General features: G+C 42.2%; 28 protein-coding genes. 14 read left to right on the plus strand and 14 right to left on the minus strand.

Going from position 1 to position 26,632, the window contains the following annotated elements:
- The first annotated feature begins 69 nt into the window (after positions 1 to 69).
- The 3 genes from E3D81_RS14550 to E3D81_RS14560 are packed head-to-tail and all read left to right on the plus strand — an operon-like array spanning position 70 to position 2,607.
- Entirely contained in the window at positions 70 to 636 is a 567-nt protein-coding gene (locus E3D81_RS14550) for a hypothetical protein (protein ID WP_134777962.1), read from the plus strand.
- A 38-nt stretch (positions 637 to 674) separates the two neighbouring features.
- Positions 675 to 2,072, plus strand: a complete 1,398-nt coding sequence (gene fumC / locus E3D81_RS14555; protein ID WP_099367126.1) for a class II fumarate hydratase — start codon at positions 675 to 677, stop codon at positions 2,070 to 2,072.
- A gap of 4 nt (positions 2,073 to 2,076) precedes the next feature.
- Positions 2,077 to 2,607 carry a fumarate hydratase gene (locus E3D81_RS14560; protein ID WP_245153229.1) on the plus strand — a complete coding sequence of 177 codons (531 nt, stop codon included), beginning with the start codon at positions 2,077 to 2,079 and terminating at the stop codon, positions 2,605 to 2,607.
- Positions 2,608 to 2,963: 356 nt separating this feature from the next.
- On the opposite strand, the gene E3D81_RS14565 is transcribed toward E3D81_RS14560, so the two are convergent.
- The 4 genes from E3D81_RS14565 to E3D81_RS14580 all read right to left on the minus strand — a co-directional run bounded on the left by E3D81_RS14565 (position 2,964) and on the right by E3D81_RS14580 (position 7,759).
- Complete coding sequence (locus E3D81_RS14565) at positions 2,964 to 3,911, minus strand: IS110 family transposase (RefSeq protein WP_134776238.1); 948 nt, start codon at positions 3,909 to 3,911, stop codon at positions 2,964 to 2,966.
- Between the two features lie 324 nt (positions 3,912 to 4,235).
- Positions 4,236 to 5,342 (minus strand): toxic anion resistance protein, encoded by a 1,107-nt coding sequence (locus E3D81_RS14570; protein ID WP_099367128.1) that lies wholly within the window; start codon positions 5,340 to 5,342, stop codon positions 4,236 to 4,238.
- Between the two features lie 6 nt (positions 5,343 to 5,348).
- Positions 5,349 to 6,062, minus strand: a complete 714-nt coding sequence (locus tag E3D81_RS14575) for a hypothetical protein (protein WP_134777963.1) — start codon at positions 6,060 to 6,062, stop codon at positions 5,349 to 5,351.
- 170 nt (positions 6,063 to 6,232) lie between these two features.
- On the minus strand, positions 6,233 to 7,759 hold the full coding sequence (locus tag E3D81_RS14580; RefSeq protein ID WP_134777964.1) for a hypothetical protein: 1,527 nt from the start codon (positions 7,757 to 7,759) through the stop codon (positions 6,233 to 6,235).
- A 130-nt stretch (positions 7,760 to 7,889) separates the two neighbouring features.
- Here E3D81_RS14580 and yiaA point away from each other — a divergent pair, with 130 nt between their 5' ends.
- The 6 genes from yiaA to E3D81_RS14610 all read left to right on the plus strand — a co-directional run bounded on the left by yiaA (position 7,890) and on the right by E3D81_RS14610 (position 12,959).
- Complete coding sequence (yiaA, locus tag E3D81_RS14585; RefSeq protein WP_134777965.1) at positions 7,890 to 8,351, plus strand: inner membrane protein YiaA; 462 nt, start codon at positions 7,890 to 7,892, stop codon at positions 8,349 to 8,351.
- Between the two features lie 88 nt (positions 8,352 to 8,439).
- A complete protein-coding gene (locus E3D81_RS14590; RefSeq protein ID WP_134777966.1) occupies positions 8,440 to 9,387 on the plus strand; it encodes a DUF2157 domain-containing protein in 948 nt (315 codons plus the stop codon).
- Positions 9,377 to 10,450 (plus strand): DUF4401 domain-containing protein, encoded by a 1,074-nt coding sequence (locus E3D81_RS14595; protein ID WP_134777967.1) that lies wholly within the window; start codon positions 9,377 to 9,379, stop codon positions 10,448 to 10,450. Before E3D81_RS14590 ends, E3D81_RS14595 begins: the two co-directional genes overlap by 11 nt.
- On the plus strand, positions 10,437 to 10,922 hold the full coding sequence (locus E3D81_RS14600) for a GDYXXLXY domain-containing protein (RefSeq protein WP_134777968.1): 486 nt from the start codon (positions 10,437 to 10,439) through the stop codon (positions 10,920 to 10,922). The genes E3D81_RS14595 and E3D81_RS14600 overlap by 14 nt, the downstream gene beginning before the upstream one ends.
- A 278-nt stretch (positions 10,923 to 11,200) precedes the next feature.
- Complete coding sequence (locus E3D81_RS14605; RefSeq protein ID WP_167554323.1) at positions 11,201 to 12,280, plus strand: sensor histidine kinase; 1,080 nt, start codon at positions 11,201 to 11,203, stop codon at positions 12,278 to 12,280.
- Positions 12,267 to 12,959, plus strand: coding sequence for a LytR/AlgR family response regulator transcription factor (locus tag E3D81_RS14610; protein ID WP_134777970.1), 693 nt, complete (start codon positions 12,267 to 12,269; stop codon positions 12,957 to 12,959). Before E3D81_RS14605 ends, E3D81_RS14610 begins: the two co-directional genes overlap by 14 nt.
- Here E3D81_RS14610 and E3D81_RS14615 read toward each other — a convergent pair.
- Complete coding sequence (locus tag E3D81_RS14615) at positions 12,956 to 13,324, minus strand: MmcQ/YjbR family DNA-binding protein (protein WP_134777971.1); 369 nt, start codon at positions 13,322 to 13,324, stop codon at positions 12,956 to 12,958. The two genes, E3D81_RS14610 and E3D81_RS14615, sit on opposite strands and share 4 nt — an antisense overlap.
- A gap of 89 nt (positions 13,325 to 13,413) precedes the next feature.
- On the opposite strand from E3D81_RS14615, the gene E3D81_RS14620 reads away from it, so the two are divergent.
- Positions 13,414 to 13,950, plus strand: a complete 537-nt coding sequence (locus E3D81_RS14620) for an RNA polymerase sigma factor (RefSeq protein WP_134777972.1) — start codon at positions 13,414 to 13,416, stop codon at positions 13,948 to 13,950.
- A complete protein-coding gene (locus tag E3D81_RS14625) occupies positions 13,932 to 14,642 on the plus strand; it encodes a hypothetical protein (RefSeq protein WP_134777973.1) in 711 nt (236 codons plus the stop codon). The genes E3D81_RS14620 and E3D81_RS14625 overlap by 19 nt, the downstream gene beginning before the upstream one ends.
- A gap of 200 nt (positions 14,643 to 14,842) precedes the next feature.
- On the opposite strand, the gene E3D81_RS14630 is transcribed toward E3D81_RS14625, so the two are convergent.
- From E3D81_RS14630 to E3D81_RS14665, 8 genes are all read right to left on the minus strand, one after another.
- Positions 14,843 to 15,412, minus strand: coding sequence for a nitroreductase (locus E3D81_RS14630; RefSeq protein WP_099366835.1), 570 nt, complete (start codon positions 15,410 to 15,412; stop codon positions 14,843 to 14,845).
- Between the two features lie 99 nt (positions 15,413 to 15,511).
- On the minus strand, positions 15,512 to 16,765 hold the full coding sequence (gene pepT, locus E3D81_RS14635; protein WP_134777974.1) for a peptidase T: 1,254 nt from the start codon (positions 16,763 to 16,765) through the stop codon (positions 15,512 to 15,514).
- Between the two features lie 31 nt (positions 16,766 to 16,796).
- Positions 16,797 to 17,597 carry a DUF4197 domain-containing protein gene (locus tag E3D81_RS14640; protein WP_099366833.1) on the minus strand — a complete coding sequence of 267 codons (801 nt, stop codon included), beginning with the start codon at positions 17,595 to 17,597 and terminating at the stop codon, positions 16,797 to 16,799.
- A gap of 25 nt (positions 17,598 to 17,622) precedes the next feature.
- Positions 17,623 to 18,465, minus strand: a complete 843-nt coding sequence (locus tag E3D81_RS14645) for an endonuclease/exonuclease/phosphatase family protein (protein WP_134777975.1) — start codon at positions 18,463 to 18,465, stop codon at positions 17,623 to 17,625.
- 1 nt (position 18,466) lies between these two features.
- Complete coding sequence (locus tag E3D81_RS14650) at positions 18,467 to 19,228, minus strand: glycerophosphodiester phosphodiesterase (protein WP_134777976.1); 762 nt, start codon at positions 19,226 to 19,228, stop codon at positions 18,467 to 18,469.
- An 11-nt stretch (positions 19,229 to 19,239) separates the two neighbouring features.
- The gene (locus tag E3D81_RS14655) at positions 19,240 to 20,091 is read right to left on the minus strand and encodes a phosphodiester glycosidase family protein (RefSeq protein WP_134777977.1); all 852 of its coding nucleotides are present in this window, start codon (positions 20,089 to 20,091) and stop codon (positions 19,240 to 19,242) included.
- 57 nt (positions 20,092 to 20,148) lie between these two features.
- Complete coding sequence (locus tag E3D81_RS14660; protein WP_099366838.1) at positions 20,149 to 20,820, minus strand: HD domain-containing protein; 672 nt, start codon at positions 20,818 to 20,820, stop codon at positions 20,149 to 20,151.
- Complete coding sequence (locus tag E3D81_RS14665; RefSeq protein WP_099366829.1) at positions 20,801 to 21,961, minus strand: class I SAM-dependent RNA methyltransferase; 1,161 nt, start codon at positions 21,959 to 21,961, stop codon at positions 20,801 to 20,803. Before E3D81_RS14665 ends, E3D81_RS14660 begins: the two co-directional genes overlap by 20 nt.
- 65 nt (positions 21,962 to 22,026) lie before the next feature.
- On the opposite strand from E3D81_RS14665, the gene E3D81_RS14670 reads away from it, so the two are divergent.
- Entirely contained in the window at positions 22,027 to 22,401 is a 375-nt protein-coding gene (locus E3D81_RS14670) for a DUF3127 domain-containing protein (RefSeq protein WP_099366828.1), read from the plus strand.
- A gap of 70 nt (positions 22,402 to 22,471) precedes the next feature.
- Here E3D81_RS14670 and E3D81_RS14675 read toward each other — a convergent pair whose 3' ends face one another.
- Positions 22,472 to 23,434 carry an isopenicillin N synthase family dioxygenase gene (locus E3D81_RS14675; RefSeq protein ID WP_134777978.1) on the minus strand — a complete coding sequence of 321 codons (963 nt, stop codon included), beginning with the start codon at positions 23,432 to 23,434 and terminating at the stop codon, positions 22,472 to 22,474.
- A 288-nt stretch (positions 23,435 to 23,722) separates the two neighbouring features.
- Here E3D81_RS14675 and E3D81_RS14680 point away from each other — a divergent pair, with 288 nt between their 5' ends.
- On the plus strand, positions 23,723 to 24,169 hold the full coding sequence (locus E3D81_RS14680) for a MarR family winged helix-turn-helix transcriptional regulator (RefSeq protein WP_099366826.1): 447 nt from the start codon (positions 23,723 to 23,725) through the stop codon (positions 24,167 to 24,169).
- Between the two features lie 22 nt (positions 24,170 to 24,191).
- Entirely contained in the window at positions 24,192 to 26,618 is a 2,427-nt protein-coding gene (locus E3D81_RS14685; protein WP_134777979.1) for a 3-hydroxyacyl-CoA dehydrogenase/enoyl-CoA hydratase family protein, read from the plus strand.
- Positions 26,619 to 26,632: the final 14 nt, after the last annotated feature.

Below are 26,632 nucleotides of genomic sequence, written 5' to 3' on the forward strand. Positions count from 1 at the left end.
AACAATTCCCAGTCCAAAATAAGCTGTAACCAATTATAATTCCGCAATTTTCAATATTTTTACATTGATATGCATGAATTGGAACCGTATTACCACTGGCGCGACGATTATATAGCCTCAGAAGACGAAAGAAGCCCTTTTTTTGGCACGATTTACAATGAATTCGAATTTGATAAAAAAGTGTATAACTTTTTGCTTCATCCCCAATGGGATCATTTTGGATCATTGACGCTGTACCTGAAGGTGCTGTATGTTGACTATGATCGCGGGTATACCATCATCGAGTTTATCGGTGAGTGGAATGATGCCATCTATAACGACATCATGATCCTGAAAAGGGAGCTTATCGACCTGATGATCGATGAAGGGATCAATAAATTTATTTTGGTCGGGGAGAACGTTCTGAACTTTCACGCTTCTGATGATTCCTATTATGAGGAGTGGTTTCAGGATGTGGAGGATGGATGGATCGTGGGTCTGAACTTCCGGGAGCATGTGATCAAGGAGTTTCAGGACAACCAGATCGATTATTACATCAATTTCGGGGAATACCTGAACAATTTTCCTTGGCGGACCCTCAAACCAAAACAATTGTTCCACCATATTGAGGAACATATTCAACGTCGGTTGAATTAATTTTGCTTAAATTTGCCTTTATAAAAACATTTGTAATTATGTCATTCAGAATAGAAAAAGACACCATGGGTGAGGTGCAAGTACCAGCAGATAAATACTGGGGAGCCCAAACCGAAAGATCTCGTAACAACTTCAAAATTGGACCGGCAGCTTCAATGCCGAAAGAAATCGTGGATGGATTTGCTTATTTGAAAAAAGCAGCAGCATATGCCAACCATGAATTAGGTGTATTACCTGTTGAGAAGCGTGACGCTATCGCAGCCGTATGTGATGAAATCCTTGCCGGAAAATTGGACGATCAATTTCCGTTGGTGATTTGGCAGACAGGTTCAGGCACGCAATCGAACATGAATGTGAATGAGGTTGTCGCTAACCGCGCCCAAGTATTGGCTGGTGGTAAGATTGGCGAAGGTGAGCCTGTTCTTAAAGCAAATGATGATGTAAATAAATCGCAATCTTCCAACGATACGTTCCCTACCGGAATGCATATTGCAGCTTACAAAGCCGTGGTTGATATTACCATCCCTGGTGTGGAAAAGCTACGTGATACCTTGAAAAGAAAATCTGAAGAGTTTATGAACGTGGTGAAGATCGGTCGTACGCACTTGATGGATGCCACTCCGTTAACCTTAGGACAGGAATTATCGGGTTATGTAGCGCAATTGAACTATGGTTTGAAAGCGTTGAAAAACACCCTAGCGCATTTAGGTGAGCTTGCTTTAGGTGGAACTGCCGTAGGTACTGGATTGAACACGCCTAAAGGATATGATGTGTTGGTAGCGAAATATATCGCCGAATTCACAGGTCTACCTTTTGTTACTGCAGAGAATAAATTTGAGGCTTTGGCAGCACACGATGCTATTGTGGAATCACATGGTGCTTTGAAGCAATTGGCGGTTGCCTTGAATAAAATTGCCAATGATATCCGTATGATGGCTTCTGGTCCTCGTTCAGGCATCGGAGAGATCTTGATTCCGGAAAATGAGCCAGGATCTTCGATCATGCCAGGAAAAGTAAACCCTACGCAATGTGAAGCATTGACGATGGTTGCCGCACAGGTTATGGGTAATGATGTAGCGATCACGATCGGTGGTACACAGGGTCATTACGAGCTGAATGTGTTCAAACCTGTCATGGCAGCGAATTTCCTACAATCTGCTCGTTTGATCGGTGATGCATGTGTATCTTTTGAGGAGCACTGTGCGATCGGTATTGAGCCGAATTATGCGCGTATCAAAGAGTTGGTTGATAATTCCTTGATGTTGGTGACTGCCTTGAATACGAAAATTGGCTATTACAAAGCGGCTGAGATTGCGCAGACAGCACATAAGAACAATTCTACATTGAAAGAAACCGCTATTTCGCTAGGTTATGTGACAGCTGAGGAATTTGATGAATGGGTGAAACCAGAAGAAATGGTAGGAAGCTTAAAATAAGTTAGTGGTTAAAAATAAAAATACATATTCTTTAAGAAAAGTATACCTGTCCTTGATGGGTATACTTTTTCTATTGGGGAGCTGTACGCGACATTCTGATATGCAGGATGAGGGCGCAGACTTTTTCCAAGGGGTTTGGGTGCAGGATAGCGTCAGTAATTCTTCAGAAACCCTGAACTACAACCTGCATGAATTTAAGGTAACCTGTGATTCTATCTATGCGACCATTAAGGTGCATAATAAGATCAAAACGATCCCTGATAGTTGTTATGGGGATGGAAATTGGAAGGAATATGCCAAAGCGGTATATGTGGTGCGCGGGGATAGTATCATTGTGGAAGGGGTGTATACCAAGGAAAACGGCAAACAGAAGATTTCCGGATGTTATAAGAACGGGCCTTATGTGCCTAGGTTCAAGATCGCTTATTCGAGTAAGGATAGTGTGGTGTTGGAGAATAGATTTGAAGCACGTGCTATCGTGCTAAAAAAGGTTGCAGATATTACTTGTGTGCCGAAGAAGAGATGGGAGATGTAGGTTTTAGATGTGAGATGATAGATGTGAGATGATAGATGATAGACGATAGACCTTTCGTGTCGTCCAAACACTTTTTGTTTCTTTGTGAGATTTTCCGCGTCATTGTGAGATTTTCCGCGTCATTGCGAGGAACGAAGCAATCTTTAGCCTGTAATCCTGAGTGTAGTCTTTGTCATGGTGAGCGTAGTCTTTGTCATCCTGAGCGTAGTCGAAGGATCTGTACGGTTGTATACGAACAGATGGTTCGACTACGCTCACCATGACAGCGACGGAAAGATTGCTTCGTCGTACCTCCTCGCAATGAACTGTGTATATATCCAAATAATAAATTAAATTTTCTCCAAATAATATTCTGATTAGGCCGCTTTTGCGATGTAGCCCTTTCCAGATTTTGCGATGGCGAATGCCTGTTTGATCAGTTTGTTCACCACTGCTATGATTGCGACCTTGTAGGGTTTTCCCTTTTCCATCAACCTCCCATAAAGCCCGCTGCAGGCGGTGTTGCTCCTGATGGCGGATATTGCCGCCATGTACAGCACCTTTCTGACCTGGCCCATCCCCATCTTGCAGATATGTCCCTTTCCCCTTACACTGCTGCCGGACTCGAATATCCTGGGCGCCAGTCCGAAATAGGATATCAGCTGCCTGTACCCCTCGAACCGACTGAAACCGTCCGTCAGGATGATAAGCAGTGCTGCGCTGCGTGGCCCTATTCCGGGTATGCTCCGCAGGTTCGCATTGAGTTCCCCGTAATTCTCCATGATGATCTGCTGGACCTGCCTTTCATGTTCATTGATGTCCTGATCATAACGTTTGATCCCTTCCTCTATGGTCTTCCTGAGCGTGGGTTCCAGTGTTCCCGCATGTTCATATGCATGGAGCCTGTTCGTTAGCATGGTCCTGCATTCCTTCTGTCCCTTGATATAGCCTTCCAGGTTCCTGATCCTCAGCACATGTTCCTCCGGCAGCCTCCATTGGGCAGGTTCCGTCATGCTGGTGAACTTGGCGATGAGCTGGGCATCCTTCCTGTCGGTCTTGGTCCTGGCCAGGGTCATCTGGGAAAAACGCCTGATGACAAGGGGGTTGATGACCGAGACCCGTTCATCCCTCTCCCAGAGGAACTTTGCCAGCCGGAAGTAATAGGGACCGGTGGCCTCCATCGCTATATGGCTGCCGTGCATGTGGCCCAGGGCCTCCACAAAACCCGCTTCGTCGTTACTGAAACGACCCTTAAAAACCTCTTTCTGTCCCGATTGGACAGAAATGTCAAAATAATCCTTTGAACAATCAATACCTGTTACCATCTTTGTATACCATTTTTGTGGATTACAGCAGCTCTTATCATAACTTATCAATCGTAAAAACAGGCTCCTGGCCTAATGAACTGTCCAAGTTTATGATAGGAATAAGAGAGGGGGATTAACATTGCGAAGGGTCTCTCAAGGACCAATGACGATTAAAAATCTTACTCCCTATCTCGCTGTATCCTAAATGAAATACAAAATTATATTCTGTTTCTTTAATTCCTATAACTTCCCTACAAACTTACGATGACGGAGAAAGTTTCGCAATGACGGGGAAAGGTCTATCGTCTAATATCTATCATCTAATATCTATTATCTACAATCTTAGTTTATCAACTTCGTTTCATCCGATGATTTCAATATATGGTTTTTGAGTTCTGTTTCGGCTTGTAATAGCTCTTGTTCAGCGACCTTACGTTTTTCACGGCCATCTTTTTGGATACGCAACACCTCTTCGATCGTCGTAATGATATCCGTATTGGCTTTTTTGATGGTATCCATATCAATAATACCCCTTTCGGTTTCCTTCGCTACATTGATGGTAGCTTCTTTCAGCATTTCCGAATTCCTCTTCAATAACTCGTTGGTAGCATCCGTTACTGCTCGTTGAGCTTCCAAAGCGCTTTGCGCATGGGCAATCCCTAAGGTCAAGACCATCTGATTTTTCCATAGCGGTAGGGTATTTACAATACTCGATTGGATCTTCTCCATCAAGGAACTGCTGTTGCTCTGGATCATACGGATCTGCGGAGCGGTTTGAAGAACAACCATTCTGGTCAGTTTCAGATCATGCACCTTACGCTCAAAACGCACAACATGTTGCTCCAGATCTTTGTATTCCTGGATCTTGTGCTGATCGCCTGTGGCTTCAGCTTCTGATTTCAATGCCGGTAAGGTATGGTTGATCACTTCATCCAACTTCTCCTCCCCTGCTTTGATATGCAAGGAAAGGTCCTTGAAATATTGTTGGTTCTGTACAAAAAGCTTGTCAAAGATGTTCACATCCTTCGCCAGGTTTTTATAATGCCCTTCCAATTTCAATTCAATATTATGGATATTGGTCTCTACCGATGAATATTCCGTACGCATGCGGCCAATCTTTTTCTTGATGTTATCAAAGAAAGGCAACAAGGGTTTTTTATTCATTTTTTCGTCGAATCCTCGGATCTCCGAACGCAGATTGACTAGAATATCCTCTGCACCACCCAAGTCTTTTGTGCGCACCTGTTTCAGAATCTCATTCGAGAAATTGCTCACATTACTTTGGGTTCCCACACCGAACTGAATAATATCTGTAGTCGATTTCAGGTTGATCTTATCTTTATATTGTTGGATCAGGGCCTTTTCTTCCTCCGTGAAGTTCACTTGGATTTCCGCAGGTTTATTCTTCTCCTGATCATCATTTAAATGTGTCAAATCTAGATTTGCCATAATTTCTTAATCTTTTAAAAGGTTTCTACTTTTTAATGTCTGTAAATACACGTCGCTCTCTGCGGAAACATCCAACAAGCCCATCTTGAACTGATTGGTCACTTCCTGTTCGATGGCCACCGCAGCCTGACGTATCACCGCTTCCAACTTCTGCTTGGACTCGGATGTGATGGTATTATTCAAGCGTGCATTCTCCAACTCATCATACTGCATCAATACGTTCACCACCGTGGAGTGTCGCACCAAGAATTTCTCTGCCTCCCGTTTGTCTTTCTTTTCCAATAATTGGAACAGACGGAGGATATTGTCGATATCTTTTTGGATATTTCTATTTTCGATTTCCTTGCGCCAATGAAGTAGGCGTTCCACAAATAACTGCGGGGTATCGATGCTAGGTGCCGCTATTTCCAATCGCTTTTGGGAATCTATGCTGGAGATCCAATACAGATCCCTTACTTCTCCCAATTCCAACCGTTGTAGGTAAGGTTTCGCCTGGTTCAATAACAACCCATTACCTACCACATAGGTAAGTACCGATCCTCCCAATGTAAGGAACATCGCCTGACTCAACGCACCAAAGAAATAAAAAAAGGAAACCATGAGCGCCAGCTCCACAGCCAGAAGAACCCAGGAAGTGATGTACCAAGAACGTACCTTCGCACGTCTTGCCTGATTCATCATCACCAAAGGGGTAATGTGTATAGGAAAAGGTAGAAACATAACGACGGATAATACAGTCCATACCATTTGTCTAATCTCCCAAGTCCTACTTTTTTTCGTTGCCCAACCCATTCTCTAAATTTAATTATTTTTATAAAAATACACCAATTCTTATTCCATTCGTACATAAGAAAGTAAAAACTAGGTAATTGTACGCTTTTTGACTGCCATTACGTCATTTTTATCGGTGAAAACACCCCCTCTTCGTCTTGGATTTTCAAAATTTGTATGGTGACTTCGTAAGTTGTGGCCTTTTCCCATCGTGCAACCAACCAAGCAATGAAGCTGAGATTAAACAGATCGCTGTTTTCTTCCAATGCTAATAAAGCGTAGACTTTCTGTTGGAAAGATTCTTTATGGACAACACTTGGATGGGTAAAGAAGTTTTCCAAAAGGGAGACATAGTCTAGGACCTTTTCTTCTTTCGTTTGTAAAAGATAATTGCGATAGCGTCTTCGGAAGCTTTTTATTCGCGCACTGGCCAAATCCGTCTCTTCAAATTCTCCATAAACCAGGATCTCCAACAGACTCTTTCGGATACTCCACAACATCCCCATTTTCTTTTCCAACCAGGCATCCGAATGATGGAAACGGAGGAGACCTGCCCGCGCTTGCCGATCGTGATGTTGGGTCTGGAACATGACCAAACAGATCTGCAGATCATAAGCATCTTCCATTTTCACGTTTTTACCAACTTGTTTTAGGGCATGGCCGAGTGTCTCTAAGGCTTGGGTTGGATGACCTGAAAAATGGAGGTTTAAAGCATATAACAATTGCTGCCGGTAATAGAACTGATTCCAATAATCGGGATGGTCGGATAGTATGCTGGAAATTTGGTCCAAAATTGCTGTGCTTTTTGCATAGTTTCGGTTCCTGAAATTGAAATTGGCCAAGTAATACAGGATGTAGATTTTGTAATACATATGGATGGAGGATTCCTCCTTTTTGCGTTCTATGAATTGATAACTGCGGCTTACATATTTTTCCACCAATTTAAAGTTCTGATTGATGGCAGCATATTCATTGGCCAGGTACAGGACCTGGTAGAGCGATTTATAATTCATGAAATCCAGCATGGAAATCTTGTATTTCTGGATGGTTTCGGCAATAAACTGGGTCAGATCGATTACTTTTCCTTTGAGCTGTATGTCGATCAGTTCCTTTCGGAGTTGTGCATAGGCCAATTGCATCTTGGCCTCCCGTTGAATCTGGGTCTGGTTCCAAATAAATCTTTTGGATAGTTCTTCGAGATCGATGGTATCGTTCAGGTGTGCAAACTGGAGTTTCAGCAACAGGATTTCCTGAAGCAGGTTGTATTCTTCATTTTCGGTGGCAATCCGCTCCGCTTTATCCAGTGATCGGAATCCCAACTTGGTTAAATTATTCTCCAGCAGGTATCGGCCAACTACCAAATAGCGCAATAATTCATATACAGCCTGGTTAGCTCTTTCGAAAGTCCTTTGGGAAATAAATAAGAGCAGGCTATCATGTAATCTTTTCCGCAAAGCATGGTAAGAATCACGATTTTTCAGCTTCCCATACAACTTATTTATTGCATTTATATCATCAGTTTGTATCACCTCGAACAAGCGGATATTCTTCACATCTTGCCTCTTGTTTTTATGTTTTAAATAGGCTTTGAAATCAACTTTATCTTTGTCGTTCAAGAGGTTAATCAAATCCGATAATACATCCATAGTCCAATATTTTAAACCTAAATATAGTTAAAATAACAATTTATATCGTCAGTATTTTACGAAATGTAGCTTTAAAACTTTGGATATAGACCCCAAATTTGTCTCAGTATTAATCAAAAAACTAAAAAAAATGGAACCGCTAAATCACAACACAGAAGAAAACAATCCCATCAAGAATGATGGAATAAGAAATCCATTCAAACCTACTGCTGCTTTTGTAGGCGCATCCTGGATGGCTTTATTGGTCGGATCGATAAGTTATTGCATTGGATTATGGAATGCCGATATGGAGTTGAACGAAAAGGGATATTACTTTACGATCCTCCTGTTCGGATTATTTGCAGTAATCTCCGTGCAGAAATCGGTACGCGATAGGGCCGAAGGTTTGGAAGTAACCGAATTGTATTATGGCATCAGTTGGTTTGCAACGATCGCCGCCATCGTTCTCCTAATTGTAGGATTGTGGAACGCAGACCTTTTCCTGAGTGAGAAGGGGTTTTATGGCATGTCCTTTATGCTCAGCATATTTGCAGCCATAGCCGTTCAAAAAAACACCCGCGACGCGAAATTGTTTAAGGACAAAGATAATTAACTTAGCGGTTACCTTGGGGCATCTGCAGCGCAGGGCCCTGAGGTTTTTTGCTAATTTTCTATTCGCATAATCTTACAACAAAGATATAATGGAACGTAAGGATATACATATCATCGCCCGAAACAGCAATATCCATCAGGAGAGCATCCAAAAGGCATTACAAGAAAAGGTTTTTCAGCCCAAAAACCATTGGGATGATTTTTTCCGGATCTCGATGATGGTCCTTGGAATAGGCTTTTTTGTTATCGGGCTGATTTTCTTTTTCGCCTATAATTGGCAGGATCTGCACAAATTCGCAAAAATTGGAATCATTGAGGGTTTGATCATTTTGTTGATCATTGCCTACTTCAGGCTAAGGTTAGAACCACTTTTCAAGCAAATCATCTTATCGGGCAGTGCCTTATTGGTCGGGGCCCTGTTTGCTGTATTTGGGCAGGTCTACCAAACAGGCGCCAATGCCTATGATTTCTTTTTGGCATGGACCTTATTCATTGCCCTTTGGACTTTCGTGTCCAAATTTCCACCATTATGGATCATCTTCATCGCCTTGATCAACATCAGTTTTATCTTATATGTGGTACAGGTGGCCAACCATTGGTCCTGGCTTTATACCTATGGGGTATTAACCTTATTCAATGGCATGGTCTGTATGATCGCCATACTCCTAAATCTGACCGGAAGATGGGAAAAGATTCCAGCTTATTTCATTCAGCTAACTGGGTTAGCGAGTATCGCGATGGCAACCATTGGTATCTGTTTGGGGATCTATAAATCGTATGATCCTAATTTCTATATCCTATTGGGCTTAACCGCCTACTTGTATGGGTTTGGAATATATCATGGGGTCAAGCACTATAACCTCTTTTTTCTCACGACCATTCCTTTTAGTTTGATCATCATGATTTCTGCCAGCCTATTGAAGGCTTCGGAAACGGAAGAAATGGTCTTTGTGATCGGCCTATTCATTATTGTTTCCGTAACGGTATTGGTTAGGGCACTCCTATCCTTTCAAAGAAAACACCGCTATGCAAAATAAAGATCTCCTACAGGATAAATTGGATTATTTCCAATCCTTACAAGCTAAAGAAATAATTTTTAACAGCGAGCATTTGGCCCAAGCCTATGAAGATCAACGTCATGATCAATCCCTTGCGATCAAGATCTTCTCCGTATTGGGGGCGGTATTTGCCTGCGGCACATTTACAGCCTTTTTGTTCATGATCAATTTTTTCCAGACCGCGTTTGGATTTATTGGAACAGGCATCGTTTTTCTTATTTCCGCATTTGTCATTGACAAAGTTGGCAAGCGCATCTTCCTGGACAGCATCAGCTTATGTTTGTTTTTATTAGGGATTGGATTGGTTGCTTTTGGATTTGACCGGTTGGATATACATGCTACCCTCGCTGCATTTTCTCTTTTTTTGATTTCCCTTGGTAGTATGGTCATTTCCCGTGGTTATATCATCAATTTTTCTGCAACCTTATTGGCGATCTGGTTTGGTTTTGCCCTATTTATGGATGGGGAAGATCAGGAATGGTTTTATGTACTGACTGGAATCTTGGGTCTACTCGCCACTTATTTCTTATGGAATGAGTCGAAGCTGATTAGTTTTTCTAAAGGGATGGCACATCGCTATCTGCCTATTCGAACCGCAGTTACCCTTGCTTTTTTGGTCGCACTGTATCCCGTATCTAGATTTACTTCGTTAGATTATACAAGCGCATATCGAATTATCCTTTCCCTGGTCTTTATTGGGCTCATCCTCTATATCCTATCTGAAATTTTTCGTCGTATGGGTTATGGGTCCAAGAAACAGCGACTTGGCATCCTGTTGGTATTGTTGTTTTGTTTAGCAAGCACCGTAATCTTCCCCGGTATTTCAGGAGCGCTGTTGATCAGTTTGATCTGTTTTCATATTCATTATAAAACTGGTTTTGTTGCTGGAATGATTGCTTTTCTGTATTACCTCGGACAGTATTATTATGATCTGGAGTTTACTTTACTGTTTAAATCCTTACTCATGATGGGGTCTGGAATTCTGTTCCTTGCCCTATTTTTTATCACCCGTAAAAAATTGGAGAACCATGAAAAACTATAAATATATCCTCATCTTAGTGAATCTGGCAGCATTGCTCATCTATTTTAATTTATCGGTCTTCAAGAAGGAAAAGATCTTGAAAGAAGGGCAATTGGTTCTTTTGAAATTGGCTCCTGTAGATCCTCGCTCATTAATGCAGGGCGATTATATGCGTTTGAATTATAAGATCAGCAATAAGGGATGGAACATGAATATTCCTAAAAGGGGCTACTGTATTGTCAAGTTGGACAAGGATGGAATTGGCCATTGGGAAAGGTTTCAGCCGGAAGTTTTACCCTTGGAAAAAGGGGAATATGCCTTGAATTATACGATAGGTAATTTTTCCAATATCAATATCGGTGCAGAATCTTTTTTCTTTGAGGAAGGCCAAGCAGAACGGTATGAAAAAGCAGCCTATGGGGGATTGCGTATAGATGGAAAAGGGAACAGTTTATTGGTCGGGCTGTATGATACCGACAGAAAAGAGCTGTAAAAAAACCAATAAATTGGTATTTATCATTTCTTTATTGGCATTCGTCACAAAAATTTAGGGAAGCGTAAAGGGCATATTATACTTGCATAAGTAATTCAACGAATTTAAATCGAAGCTTATGTTATTTTACTTTTTAACCAATCTGCTCTTCTCGCAACTACAGGAAACTCCACAGATTAGCCAATGGCTGGAAGTTATTTGGACTGGATACCTGAATGGTCCTTGGATCTTAAATATACAAAACAAACATTTTTAGTATTTTTAAACGACAAATGACCATGGAATCAGCAACAACAATTAACCAGAAGCAGGCTTTCATCAGAAAACTAATCACCGAAATCTTTTTGGTGGTCGGGTTATCATTCCTGATATCCCTTTATATGTTTACCCAGAGCAGGGATTTCGGGGTTTTATCCATGTATATTCCCTATGCTTATTTTCTCTATGCGATAAACACCTACTACCTGTTAAGGATGTACCATCATGGGAAAATCAATAAAACGGAATATGGATTACTGGCTTTCTTTACCGCCCTAGCTGGAATGGCACCGTTTATCCTGTTCATCATCCAAGTGAACGGACGGTATTCGCAGCGGATGATCCCCGTTGGATTGGTGGTGGCCCTTATTGTCATCCCCCTAAGTATGTATGTTTATTTCAGGACCAAGGCCAATAAACAGCAGATCGCTTCCCTACAGAAGGATCTAGGTAAAACAACCGCTGAGATGAAGCTGATGCAATCGCAGATCAACCCGCATTTCCTGTTCAATGTCATGAATTCGATTTATGGCATAGCGATGCAGGAAAACGCCGATAAAACCGCCGATAGCATACAGCGATTGAGCCAGATGATGCGCTTTATGCTGTTTGAAAACCAACAGGATTACATTCTTTTATCCCGGGATCTTGACTACTTAAGGGAATATGTGGCCATACAGAGCCTACGCGTGGAGAATGTGCCGAACATCAAGATCGAATCGGAAATTGCAGATCCGGTAGAAAACTTCTACATCAGTCCGATGCTGTTGATCCCTTTTGTAGAGAATGCTTTCAAACATGGCATCAGTATGGAAAAGGAATCCTGGATCAAGATCAATGCGGATATTGTTGATCGGCAGTTAAAGTTTTCGGTTTACAATAGTATCCATCAATTGGAGGGTACCGATCTGGAAAGATCCAAATCAGGCATAGGTCTGGACAATGTGCAAGCGCGCTTGCAGGTATTTTATCCGGGGAAACATTTATTGGTTATCGAACAGAATCAACAGGAATTCTTTGTATTCCTGACCGTGGATCTGTTGGAAGGACAACCCGATTCTGTAGTAGACATCAACAACGAATATCATGGAAGTAATTAAAGCTATTGCCCTGGATGATGAGCCTATTGCGCTGGATATTGTAAAGCGTTTTGCTGCAAAAGTTCCCTATTTGGCTTTACAACGAACTTTTCTGAATGCTAGGGATGCGGAAGCCTATCTACAGCAGCATGAGGATATCCATTTGTTGTTTCTTGATGTACATATGCCCGACATCAATGGCATTGACCTGTTCAAAAAGCTGGATCCAAAACCCTTGGTTATTTTTTCTACCGCCTATCCGAATTATGCTTTGGCGGGCTTTGAGCTGGAGGCCTTGGATTACCTGTTGAAACCTTACTCGTTCGAACGTTTTGAAAAGGCTTGTCAGCGGGCAAAGGAGATGCTGGAGTTAAAAGGCATTCTGGATACCGAACAGATTTTATATGTTAAAGATGGGTATCAACTGGTACGGGTGAACCTGGATGAAGTCGGCTATGTGGAAGCCGTTGGCAATTACATCCGGTTCCATTTAGCGGACCAAGAGGTATTGGCGAGAATGACCATTAAGGATTTTTTGATGGAAAAAGGCACGCAGGACTTTATGCAGGTACATCGTTCTTTTGTGGTCAATAAAAAACATCTGGATAAAATAGCCCGACAAAGTCTTTGGGTATTCGAAAATGAACTCCCTATTGGTGTAAGTTATGCGAAGTCTATCAAAGACGAATTTCAAGTCTAGATCTCCCCGTTCATCAGCTTTTCCTTTTGGGATTTTGGGAGTGCGTTGAAGATCAGATCATAGCTATGATCGATCATTTTATAGAGCTCCTCGTCGTTTAATTGCCTATTGGCATATACGGTATTCCAATGTTTCTTATTCATGTGATATCCTGGAATCACACTGTGCTCATATTTCTCCCTTAATTCCACGGCATATTCCGGATCACATTTCACATTGAACCGCAGCTCATCGATCTGATCCAATCCAACCAATAAATAGACTTTCCCTGCCAATTTGAACAGCAGATGTTCGGGTCCGAAAGGGGTATCTTCTTGGGTATTTGGCTTTGCCAGACAATAATCCCGTAGTTCTTCGATGTTCATAGGTCTTCTTTCCCTTAAAAGTAGTAATATTTCATTTATTTTATGGAAATGCATATCTTAAAACATCATAATTATGAAACGTTTAACACATGGACGAGAAGGAATTATTACAGTATTATAAGCAGACAGGTAATTTAGATACCCTTGGTAAGCTTTATGCGCCTTACATGTCCTTGTTGTATGGTGTCTGCTATAAGTACCTGGAAGATGCGGATCAGAGCCAGGATGCGGTGATGCAGATTTTTGATGAGCTGATCGATAAGCTTCGGATCTATGAGGTGGACAATTTCAAGAGTTGGCTGTATGTATATGCGCGTAATTATTGTTTGATGCAATTGCGCAGGTCGAAACAGGTTACGAAACTGGATATTGAGGATAACCTGTATGAAGCCGAATTGAAGATGAGCAGTGAGGAGGAAAAGAAATGGGGCGAACAGGATTTTGATAAATTGGAGTCTTGTATGAGCACATTGAATCGGGAGCAGGAAGCTTGCATTAGAATGTTTTATTTGGAACAGAAGTGTTATAAGGATATCGCGGATGAAACGGGTTATGATATAGCTAAGGTGAAGAGCTATATACAGAACGGAAGGCGGAATCTTAAAATATGTATGGAGAAGAAGTAATGGAAAATAATTATCAATTATCGAGGATCCATAATTATGTGATGGGTCTGATGAGTAAGGAGGAGATGTATGAGATGGAGCGAGAAGCTTTGGAAGATCCCTTCTTACAGGACGCTATTGATGGGTATAGGAAGCAACAAGGTGTTGATGCGCAGCGTTTGAGTTTATTGCAGCAAAGGCTGGCGAAGAAACTGGAGGCAAAGGCAGCGGATAAGAAGAGACGTTTTTATAGTTGGCACCGATTGACGATTGGATTGGCGGCCGGGGTATTGTTCATGGCGGCTTGTTCGTTGGTGTTGTTCAGGTATTTGAATAGGGTTGGGAGTAATACGACGGAGACGGAAGTGATATTGATGGAAGAGGAATTGAGGGTGAGTACGAATGTTGGGAAAGGTAGTGGTGGGAACGGTGTTGATGGAAAGGCGGTTGATGGTAGGGCGGTTGATAGGAAGGGTGTTGATGCAGTTCCGGAGCAAGGCTGGGGGGAGTTTAATGAGGAGCTGAATTCGGAGTTGCGAGGTGTGGAGGAAAAAGGAAGTTTGAGATTGAGGTTTGAAGTGGAAGGTGGCAGAGCGGTGAAAGTGGAAGTTTTGAGTTCGGATAATAAGAGTTTGGATAAGGTGGTTATAGGTTTTTTGGATAAGGTGAGCTGGAAAGGAAAGAATGGAGAAGTAAGTATTGAGGTGAGGTAGCCTCATCATTGCGAGGTGTACCGTCATTGCGAGGAACGAAGCAATCTTTATCCTGTCATCCTGAGCGTAGTCGAAGGATCTGTACGAAAGTATACGAACAGATGGTTCGACTACGCTCACCATGACAAAGGCGAGAAGATTGCTTCGTCGTACCTCCTCGCAATGACGAAGAGGGTCACAATGACGAGACGTTAAACCCCTTACTCTTCCCAGCGGATTTTCTCTTCGATCGGTCCTCTTACCGGTTCTCTAGGCTCAGACTCGTGATGTCCAACATAGAAAAACCCGATACACCGTTGATTAGGCTCCAGGTTCAAGAAAGGACCAATATGATTGATCAATCCTGGTGTTGCCCAATAACCACCCAATCCCAAAGATCCGGCAGCTAACCACATGTTCTCCACTGCAGCGGCAGTAGCAGCAATCTCTTCCCATTCCGGAACATCACCGGTAAAATTCACCACAATAGCAATCGCCACATTCGAATCCGTAGCTTTCTTAGCCATGTTCTGTTCCGTTTGTTCCGTATATTTCTCCGCAGGAGTTACCGACTTATAAATCCTCGCCAATTCACTTCCCAAACGGTTCAATCCTTCTCCACGAAAAACAACAAAGCGCCAAGGCTGCGTACGTTTATGGGTTGGAGCTGCATTGGCAGCCTCTAAAATGGTCAATATATCTTCACGGCTCACTTCCTCATTCGTAAAATTTGCCTGAAAAACAGATCTACGAAATTGAATCGCCTTTAAAATTTCATTTTGTTGCATCATATTAATTTTATTAATTAAGAAACTTACTCTTAATAGTATTTGATTAAGAAAATACTATTAATAGTTATTGATTAAGAAAATACTATTAATAGTTATTGATTAAGAAACCTCTTCCCATAAAGCCACGATATGTAAAATGGTCAACACCGCTTTCTGCATATCTTGAACCGATACCCATTCTTGTTTACCATGAAATGCATGTCCACCAGCAAAGATATTAGGACATGGTAGCCCCATGAAAGATAACCTGGAACCATCCGTACCACCACGGATACTTCTTTTCTCCGCCTTCATGCCGGCGCGTTCGATACCCATTAAAGCAATATCAACCACACGAGGATGCTGATCCAATACTTCCTTCATATTGCGGTACTGTTCATTCACCTCAAAGGTAAATTTTGCCTGTGGATATTTAACTAAAACCGATTTTACGATTTCTTCCAACTCCGCTTCATGCTTCGCTAAATTTGCGGTATCATGATCACGGATAATAAATCCTAAGCTAGCTTCTTCCACCGTTCCGCTCAAATTGGTTGGATGAACAAATCCATCCTTCCCAGAAGTGGTCTCCGGAGATAAGCGATCCTTCGGTAAAGATTCCACGATCTCAGCGGCAATTTTCAGCGCAGAAACCATCTTATTCTTAGCATATCCCGGGTGGATGGAAACACCATCGATCTTTATCTTTACTCCATCCGCAGAGAATGTTTCATCTTCTAGCGTTCCGGCACGTTCGCCATCCATCGTATAACCATAATCAGCACCAAGCTTCTTCAGATCTGCATGGTCTACTCCCCTTCCGATTTCCTCATCAGGTGTAAACAAAATCTTGATATCACCGTGCTTGATCTCCGGGTTTGCCATCAGGATACGCGCAGCATCCATGATCTCAGCAACACCCGCTTTATCATCAGCTCCCAATAAGGTTTTACCAGAAGCGGTAATGATATCATTTCCGATCTGCTCCTTTAAATCCGGATGCTCCGAAAAACGGATCACCACATTTTCATCATCCGGCAATACCAGATCCTCACCTTGGTAATTCGCATGAACCAACGGCTTTACATCCGTACCGGACGAATCAGGCGAAGTATCCACATGCGAACAGAAACAGATCACGGGAACCTTTTTATCGGTATTGGAAGGAATAGTGGCATATACATAACCCAAATCGTCCAAGTGCGCATCGGTTATTCCCAATTGCAGCAATTCTTCGACCAATAGCCTACTTAGATTTTTTTGCTTTTCTGTAGAGGGTACTGTAGTGGATTGCGCATCAGATTGGGTATCTATCTGCACATATCTTTTGAAATTTTCAGCTACCTGAAAATCATTAATATTATTAATTTCCATGAAACAAATCTACGAATTAATACCTGAAAGCTTACTGCTTATCTGCCCAGCCAAATACACGTTGCAAAATATTGGAATCCCTAGCTCCGCCAATATTCTGTCTGATCTTCAATTCCTGATCCGCCACCTTCACAAATAGCCCATCAATGGCTTTTTGGGTTACATAAGCGGTCAGATTTGTTTCAATCTTTTTGCCCAAAGGCAATTGGTTATAAGCAGAAGTCAATTGCGTCCAATATTGGGTCACATTATTTTTGCCCATTGCTGATTCGATGATCGGACTGAACCGAGCGGTCAATTCCTGTGTAGTGCTGTTCCGAAAGAACGTTGTCGCAGCATCCTGCTTTCCACTCAACAAAATATTGAAAGCATCGTTAATGGTCATTCTGGATAAGGAATTGATGAACACCGAAGAAGCCTCTTTCACGGCAGATTCTGCTGCACGGTTCATGCTGGTGATGAATTGGTCGCAAAGACTACCCATACCTACAGCGCGCAAAGCTGATTCCACCTTTTTAGCCTCATCCGGCATCAAGATCCTAACCACCTGATCACCTAAGAAACCATCTTTTTTAGAAAGGATGGAAATACTTTGTTGAAGGCCATTATTCAATGCCTGCTTCACTCCGGAGGTTGCTTCCGCCTGCGTGATGGTACCGGTAGAAGTTGAACCTGTCGACGTAGAACCTGAAGTTCCTGTGGTTCCGGTTCCTGTTGAGCCTGTTCCTTGAGGAGGCAATCCAAATCCACCTTGATTTAACGTATCACAACCGGAAAAAAACAGCGTTGTGCTGCATATCCCCAATATTCCTAATTTTTTCAATTGATTCATAAGATCAAAAGTAATAAAAAGCTTATTATTTTGACCAGATCAATTCTGCAAATACCGGAAAATGGTCTGATGGAAATTTATGCATATAGGTATCGGTTAAAATACCATATTTATGAACTTTGAATGGAGGGGTAATGAAAATGTGATCTATCCTACCCTTAGGCTTCAACGATTTTGACCATCCATTGAAACTGGAATTTGGTTCATATTTGATCGCTGCCAGGTCGTAAACATCTTTCACCACCCCACTATTTGCCAAGGTAAAATAGGCTTCGTTCTTCTCGTCAATATTAAAATCGCCCGTCAGGATCAACGGAAGATCCTTTGCGAATTCCTTTGCTTTTGCCAAGATCAATTTCGCACTCTCTCTTCGTGCTTCCACGCCTACGTGATCAAAATGGGTATTCATGAAGATGAATTTCTTCTTGTTTTTCAGGTCTTGGAAGATCCCCCAGGTACAGATCCTTGGCAAAGCCGCATCCCATCCCTTATTGGGTTTGCTGGTTTCTGTAGGCGAAAGCCAAAAGGTGCCACTATTGATCACCTTAAACCTCTTGCTGTTGTAGAAAATCGCCGAATACTCTCCTTTCTCTGCGCCATCATCACGTCCCACCCCAATGCTCTTAAAGCCGGGAAGAGCAGCCGACATATCGTCCATCTGCACTTTGAAGGCCTCTTGGACGCCAAAGATGTCGAACTCATGGAATTTGATCAGATCGGTTACCGCATGCTTCCGATCATCCCACATATTCCCTACATCCGAAGTATTTTTCTGACGGATATTAAAGCTGGCCACATTCATGCTTGTCTGGGCAAAACCAGACAAGCTAATAGCCAATACCCCTAAAAACAAGAGTAATTTTTTCATCTTATTTATTTAAAATGGATTTCAATAATTCCGGTTGATCCGTCGTGATATAATCAATCTTCTCCTTAATAAAAAGATTCATATCCTCTTCCGAATTCACCGTCCAAACGTTTGTTTTCAGTTTTAATGCTTTGAATTCCTTGATCCAGGTTGGGTTCTTTTTGAACACATTGAAATGATAATCCACGCCTGATAATTTTGCAGCTTTAACCTCTGCCGGAGTTTTATCCCCATTCAAGTAATGCACCAAGGCTTTTTTGTTCAAGGATTTCAGTTTCAAACAAGCGTCCCAATCAAAGGCGATGTATTCCACCATCTTCTCTGCTTTCATCTTTTTAACAGCTGCAATGGAAAGTTCAGCGGCTTTCAAGGTTCTTTCCTTGCTAACACGGCTTGTTTTCAATTCGTAGATCAATTTGGTCACTTTTTGATCCATTCCTGCTTTTAGGTATTCTTCCACAGTAGGGATTTTCTCGCCATTTGGATGTACTTTAGCTAATAATTCTTGGTAAGTACTTTCCTCAATCTCAATTCCATAGAAATCGTGGTCATGGTTTACCACCAGTACATCATCTTTGGTAAGATGAACATCAAACTCCGATCCCCATACTTTCTGATCGATGGCAGCTTTTAGGGAAGCCAAGGAATTCTGCGGGGCATTGGTATTTTTCCAAGCTCCACGATGAGCGATGATAGCGGTCTGTGCCGATAATCCAGTGTGGATCAATAAGGTCATAAGGGTAATTAATACGGTGTTTCTCATTACTGTTATAATTATTTAATATAGATGATATTTGCTACAGAACGTTGACCTTCATGGTCAAACTTTTTATTATCCGAAGGGTAGTTTACAATATGGTTAGGGGTTGCTCCCTTTACATACATGGTTGTACTACCGCCTCCATCCAGGTTCATGGCATCTTTTGCACCCAACCAATCCATAACGCTTGCCAATTCTGGAAGGGACATGCCGTAGGATTGATTGCTTCTGCCATCAACCACCAATAAAATTAATTTATTTTTCTGAGTAATCGCAACGGCAGTCCGTGGATGGCGATTGGTATTGAAGGGATTATTTCCGAGGGGGATGATCTGTTGATCCTGAATCAACAAAGGACCAGCCACCATTACATTGGCGGCTTTGGAAGTAACGGGGTCAATATCCATAGCTGAGGCAATCTGAACCTTTTTTCCATCTAGCGTCAGGACGGCTGTTGCTCTACCGGCAATCTTGCCCCCTAGGTTTACGATCTGGTGATTCACGCGGATATAATCCACCGCACCCCCATTCTTCATATCGAAAAATCCAGCATTGATGGCTGCCAAAGCACCATTCTCTTCGGCAAACACACTGGTTTTCTTTAAGATTTTAGGGTCTGCCGCAAAATGAACCTTCTTGGCATGTTTTTTTAAATCGATTTCTATCCAATTGATTTCCTGCTGGGCATTAAATAGATTGGAAAAATGGCCTTGGTGCCAAGTAATACCTTTTTTTATTTCCTTACTGTTCCATTTTGCTTGTGCTATGGCTAAGGAGTCCGGGTTCTGCGCAGAAGCATTCAGATGCAAGAAGCAAGTGAATACTGCAACGAGGAGGCTTAGGTTTTGGAGATTTCGTTGAAGCATGTTTATTGTTAACAAGTTCCACGAATTTACCCATTTATTATTAACAAAACATTAAACTTAACGTTCTCCGTTCCATTCGCCATAAAATTGTTGCAAAAACTCTTCCATGTGCTCATGTCGACCCTTTGCGATCAACTTGGCCGCATCCGTATTCATTTTATCCTTCAACAAAAGCAATTTCTCGTAAAAATGATTGATGGTTGGGGCCGTGGTATTTTTATAGGCTTCCTTGGATTGATTCTCCAACGCAGGTATTTCGGGATTGTAGATCTCCCGATTCTTATATCCACCATAATTGAATGCACGGGCAATTCCGATCGCACCGATTGCATCCAAACGGTCAGCATCCTGTACCACTTCCAATTCCTTGGAATGGAACTTGACCTCACCCAGCGATGCCTTAAAAGACATGTTCAAAATAATGTTTTGCACATGTTCAATGACTTCCTGTTCCGTTCCTACAGCTGCCAAAAATTCTCCAGCTATCCGAGGACCAACACTTTCATCACCGCCATGAAATTTACTATCCGCTATATCATGAAGCAAGGCCGTCAGTTCACACACGAAAGGATCAGCCTCTTCGGTTTGAAGAATCAGTTTGCAATTGTTCCAAACTCGTAGAATATGCCACCAATCATGTCCAGATTCTGCATCCTTTAAGCGATCCTGGACAAATGCTGCTGTCTTTTCAATAATCTCTTGCTGTTCCTTAGTCTTTACTGCCTTCATATAATTCATATTGCAATAAGCGACAGTCCAATTTACCATTGAAGAATTCAAAACGACGGGAAGCACGTAATCCAATCTTTTTAGCAAGATCTGGGTTTCCGGTAAAAACATAACCCCTATAGCCCTGGCATTCCTTTTTCAGGAAATCCCCGATACGGGCGTAGGTCATCTCCAGTTTACTATGCGTACCTAAGCGCTCTCCATATTCCGGATTGAACATGATGACGCCCTGACCAACAGGAATAGTCGTTTCAGCAAAGTCGCAGACTTCAAATTTAATCAGATGTTCTACCCCAGCAGTCCTGGCATTCAATTTTGCAATTTCAATGGCTTCGGAAGAAATATCAGAAGCAATGATTTCTGGCAGGTTGGTTTTTTCGGTAATATCTTTTAGGATGCGGCGCTCATTAAAGAACACCTCCTCATCATACCCTTTAAAGTGCATAAAGGAATAATTCATGCGAAGAAGACCCGGTTTTCTGGTCTGTGCCATCAAGGCAGCCTCGATTGCTAAGGTTCCAGAACCACACATCGGATTGACAAAAGGCGACCTCCGATTCCATTGGGTAGCCAGGATGGTCGCACTTGCCAAGGCTTCCAACATAGGCGCTTTTCCAGGATGTTTTCTATAGCTGTGTTTGGCCAAGGTTTCACCCGAAGTATCCAAAAATATCTCGGCGCGATCTTCCATCCAATGCAGGTGAATCACCGCACGATTTAGATCAGGACCTGAATTAGGGCGCATGCCTTTTTTATCCTTGATCCGATCGACGATAGCATCCTTCACTTTCACATTAGCGAATAAAGGAGTGGTGATCGTTTCGTTGTGCACATTGGATGTTACGGAGAAGTAACCATCCAATGGAAGGTAATCCTCCCAAGGAATCTGCACCAGATTTTTATAAAGCTCATTCGCATCCTTCGCACGGAAAGCCTTCAATTCGTAATACACCTGGCTTGCAATATGTAAATTCAAGTTCAGTTTTATACACTCATTTACAGAGGCATACAATTCTACCCCGGTATTAAAACTACGCTTTATATCAAATCCTAATTCGCGGACTTCCTGTTCTAAAAATGGAGATAAACGTCGGTTACATGTGACGATTACCTTACTTCTGCTGTTGAAAACTTCTGCCATATTTCTGCAAAGTTACTTATTCTGTAAGCAAAAAATGTTTAATTTTACGGTTTAATAAATTTGATATGGAAATAAGAGGAAAAGTACATGAAGTAGGTGCGATTCAACAAGTAACTGAATCCTTCAAAAAGAGAGATTTAATTGTTGCCTATGCAGAAAACCCACAATTCGTAGAATATATTCGTTTTGAAGCAACACAAGATCGTGTAAACATTTTTGACAACCTATCGGTAGGGGATGATATTGAAGTATCTTTTAACCTTCGTGGTCGACCATGGACAAACAAAGAAGGTGTTACTACATACTTCAATTCTTTGGTTGCTTGGCGTGTCACCAAATTAGCAAATACGGCAGCAGCAGCTCCAGCACCTGGATATGCAGATATGCCGCCAGTAGATATCAGCTCAAGTGGTGCTGACGATGATGATTTGCCATTCTAAGCATATAAGCTGAAAAGCACAACAACATAAAAAAAGGGGATTTAAATCCCCTTTTTTTATGTTCAAATTTTTACATTTTCAAACCAATCTCTCTTAATCGTTCATCCAAATACTGCCCTGCTGTATAATCCTCGTATGCTTTCGGATGTTCCGCATCCACACAAGAATCCAAAGAAGCAAGACTCATACTCGATTTTGGATGTAAAAAGAAAGGTACCGAATACCTGGAAGTCTTCATTAACTCACGTGGAGGGTTTACCACCCGGTGCGTCGTTGATTTTAACTTATTGTTCGTCAAGCGCTGCAACATATCGCCCACGTTCACCACAATGTCCTCCCCTTTTGCTTTGATGGCAAACCACTCGTTATCTTTCGTCAATACCTCTAATCCATCGGCAGAAGCACCGATCAACAAGGTAATCAAATTGATATCCTCATGCGCACCAGCCCTAACCGCATCATCAGGAATAGTTTCCGGATTTTCGATAGGGAAATAATGTATCGCACGTAAAATAGAGTTTCCATTGTGAACAAATGGCTCGAAATAATCCTCTGGTAGTGATAAATAGGTCGCGATTGCCTTTAAGATGTTTCTTCCTGCATCTTCCAATTTTTGGTAGATCTCTCCCGTCACCTGATCGAAGGCCGGTAATTCCGCCACTTTCGGATTGTCTGGAAAATCGGTTTTCGAATATTCCTCATCCGTAATAGTCTGTCCTCGCTGCCAAAACTCTTTCAAATCAGGAGTCTTGGAATCCTTTGCCTTCTCACGTCCTTTGGCCGTATAACCGCGTTGTCCTGCCAACTCCGGAAATTCATAATTCCGCTTGGTATCCTCTGGAAGATCAAAAAATGCTTTAACGGTTTTATATAGCTCATCAATCAATTCTGGCGATAGACCATGATTCGCAATAGTCACGAATCCAGTCTCATTGAATGCTTTTCCAATATCTTGGACAAATTGATTTCTTTGGGCCTCATCTCCAGCTGTATAATGCTGTAGATCTAATCTAGGAATGTTTACTAATGCCATGTTTATTTTGTTTATACAAAGTTAACGGATAAATAACACAGAAGAGCCTGACCTGTTCAGAACCCTAACTACAATAACTATATTTCACTGAAAACCAACATTTAAAGTTATTAACAATTCAACTATTATCCATCTTGAACCTGCCTCAACCCATCTTTTAATTCATTTATGTCAAGGATTTATTAAAAATTCACAAAAAGTTTGAATTATCAATCCAATCTATTAAATTTGTTATGCATGCATAATAAATAAGCAGCATACATACTACAAGATAAGAATAACCGAAATATGAGCCAAGACAATACGATCGATTACTTTCTAAAGACGGCGTGGCAAACTGTAGCGAACAAATACAATGTTATTGCTTCACAACATGGGTTCACCCAAGCTGCTGGTTATATTTTGATCAATATCCACCGCGACGGTACGCCTGTTTCGCAGATCGCGAATTCTACTGGCGTTAAAACAACATCCCTTTCCCGCGTGCTGAACAACCTGGAAGGTTTAGGGTTCATTTACAGGGAAACCAGCGATACGGATAAGCGTTCGGTAAAAGTATACCTGACAGAGCTGGGCCGGGAGAAACGGAAGATTGCCAAGGATGTCGTTCGGGAATTCAACGATTTCCTTAACAATTCTTTCAGCGAGAAGGAACGCGCCTTGATGACCAAGATGTTGGTAAAGATCAGTGAATTGGCTACAAATTATTCACCAGTGGTTCAGATAGAACCTTAATAACATAGAAAAATCAGAAGATATGAATAGAAATATTAAAAAAGTTGCTGTATTGGGATCTGGAGTTATGGGATCCCGGATTGCTTGCCACTTTGCTAATATCGGTGTAGAGGTATTGTTGATGGACATTGTTCCGAAGGAATTGCTTCCTGCGGAACAGGCCAAGGGATTGACCTTGGAAAGTCCAGCCGTCCGCAACAGGATTGTCAATCAATCCTTGGATACGGCGATCAAATCCAATCCGGCACCATTATTCAGCAAATCCTACGCAAAGCGCATCACAACTGGAAATTTTGATGACGATATGGCGAAGATTGCCCATGTAGATTGGGTGATCGAAGTCGTTGTAGAACGATTGGATATTAAAAAATCCGTTTTTGACCGTGTGGAGGAATTCCGTAAACCCGGAACATTAATTACCTCCAACACCTCAGGGATTCCTATCCATTTGATGAACGAAGGTCGGTCAGAGGATTTTAAAGCCCATTTCTGTGGAACCCACTTCTTCAACCCGCCAAGATACCTGCAATTATTGGAAATCATCCCTACCCCAGAAACGAAGAAAGAGGTGGTTGATTTCTTGATGCATTATGGTGATCATATGCTGGGTAAGACCGTCGTTCTTTGTAAGGATACACCGGCCTTCATCGGTAACCGCATCGGGGTTTATTCCATGTTGGCAGTTACCCATTTGGTGGATAAGTTGGACCTTACGGTAGAAGAGGTAGATAAATATACCGGTCCTGCGATGGGCCACCCGAAATCAGCGACCTTCCGTACGGCGGATGTGGTTGGTTTGGATACCTTGGTGAATGTAGCCAAAGGATTGGAGCAGAATGCGCCTCATGATGAGGCTAAAGGAGTTTTCCAATTACCGGAATTCATCAGCAAAATGGTAGAAAACAAATGGTTGGGTGAGAAAACCAAAAAAGGGTTCTATGAAAAGGTGAAAGATGTCAAAGGAGGCTCAGAAATCCTTTCCTTGAACCTGAAAACGATGGAATATGGTCCACAGGCGAAAGTTAAATCCAGCACACTGGAGGCGACAAAAGCAGTGGAAGATATCCGCAAGCGGATGAAGGTTTATGAACAGGGAACAGATAAGGCGGCTACCCTATTCCGCGCCATGCATTATTCCTTGTTCGAATATGTATCCAACAGGGTGCCGGAAATTACGGATGATTTCTTCCGTATTGACGATGCAATGCGTGCCGGTTTCGGATGGGAAATTGGTCCATTCGAAGTGTGGGACGCTTTAGGCGTTAAAGAGACGATCGAAAAGATCAAAACCGAAGAGAAAAGACTTCCTGGACAAACTGGAGAAGTGGCTTCTTGGGTACATGAGATGTTGGATGCAGGCCATGACAGCTTCTATAAAGTAGAAAATGGCGTTCGTCATTATTACGATATCGCATCCAAATCCTATAAGCCGATTCCAGGTGCGGAAGATATTATTGTTTTGGATCATATCCGGGAGTCGAAAACCATTTGGAAGAATTCCGGTGTTTCCATCATCGATTTAGGCGATGGCATCATCAACTGTGAGTTCCACACCAAAATGAACACGATTGGTGGCGATGTAATCCAAGGCTTGAACAAAGCGATCGATCTTGCCGAGAAGGAATACCGTGGATTGGTTATTTCCAATGATGGTAAGAACTTCTCTGCTGGAGCAAACATAGGTATGATCTTCATGATGGCGGTAGAACAGGATTACGATGAATTGAATATGGCGGTTCGCATGTTCCAAAATACATCGATGCGGATTCGTTATTCTGCCATTCCAGTGGTTGTTGCTCCATTCCAAATGGCCTTAGGTGGCGGTTGTGAATTCTCCATGCATGCCGACTTTGTACAGTGCCATGCCGAAACTTATATGGGATTGGTGGAGTTTGGTGTAGGTGTCATCCCAGGTGGTGGTGGATCAAAGGAGTTTGCGCTTCGGGCATCCGATGATTACCGTCCAGATCAGATCGACCAAAACTATTTCCGCGAGCGTTTCTTAACGATCGGTCAAGCGAAAGTTTCCACCTCAGCGGTTGAAGCCTACGAATTAGGCTATCTGCAACAAGGAAAATACGCCATCACGATGAACCGCGCAAGGTTATTAGCCGATGCGAAAGCAAAAGCGATCGAACTGGCAGAAGCAGGTTATGTACAACCGATCCAACGTACCGACATCAAAGCCTTAGGCAATACTGCCCTAGGTTTGGTCTACGTAGGTGCATCCTCCATGGAGGCTGGTCACTACATCTCCGAACACGACAAGAAGATTTCCGAAAAACTAGGTTATGTCATGGCTGGCGGAGACATCTCCCAACCAACCGAGGTATCCGAACAATACCTCCTAGATCTCGAACGCAAGGCTTTCATCGAGCTCTGCGCCGAACGGAAAACTTTGGAAAGAATACAGCATATGTTGACGACGGGGAAACCGCTTCGAAACTAGGTTTTAGATGATAG

It is taken from the genome of Sphingobacterium sp. CZ-2, assembly GCF_004526235.1.
In the GTDB taxonomy this organism is placed as follows: domain Bacteria; phylum Bacteroidota; class Bacteroidia; order Sphingobacteriales; family Sphingobacteriaceae; genus Sphingobacterium; species Sphingobacterium tenebrionis.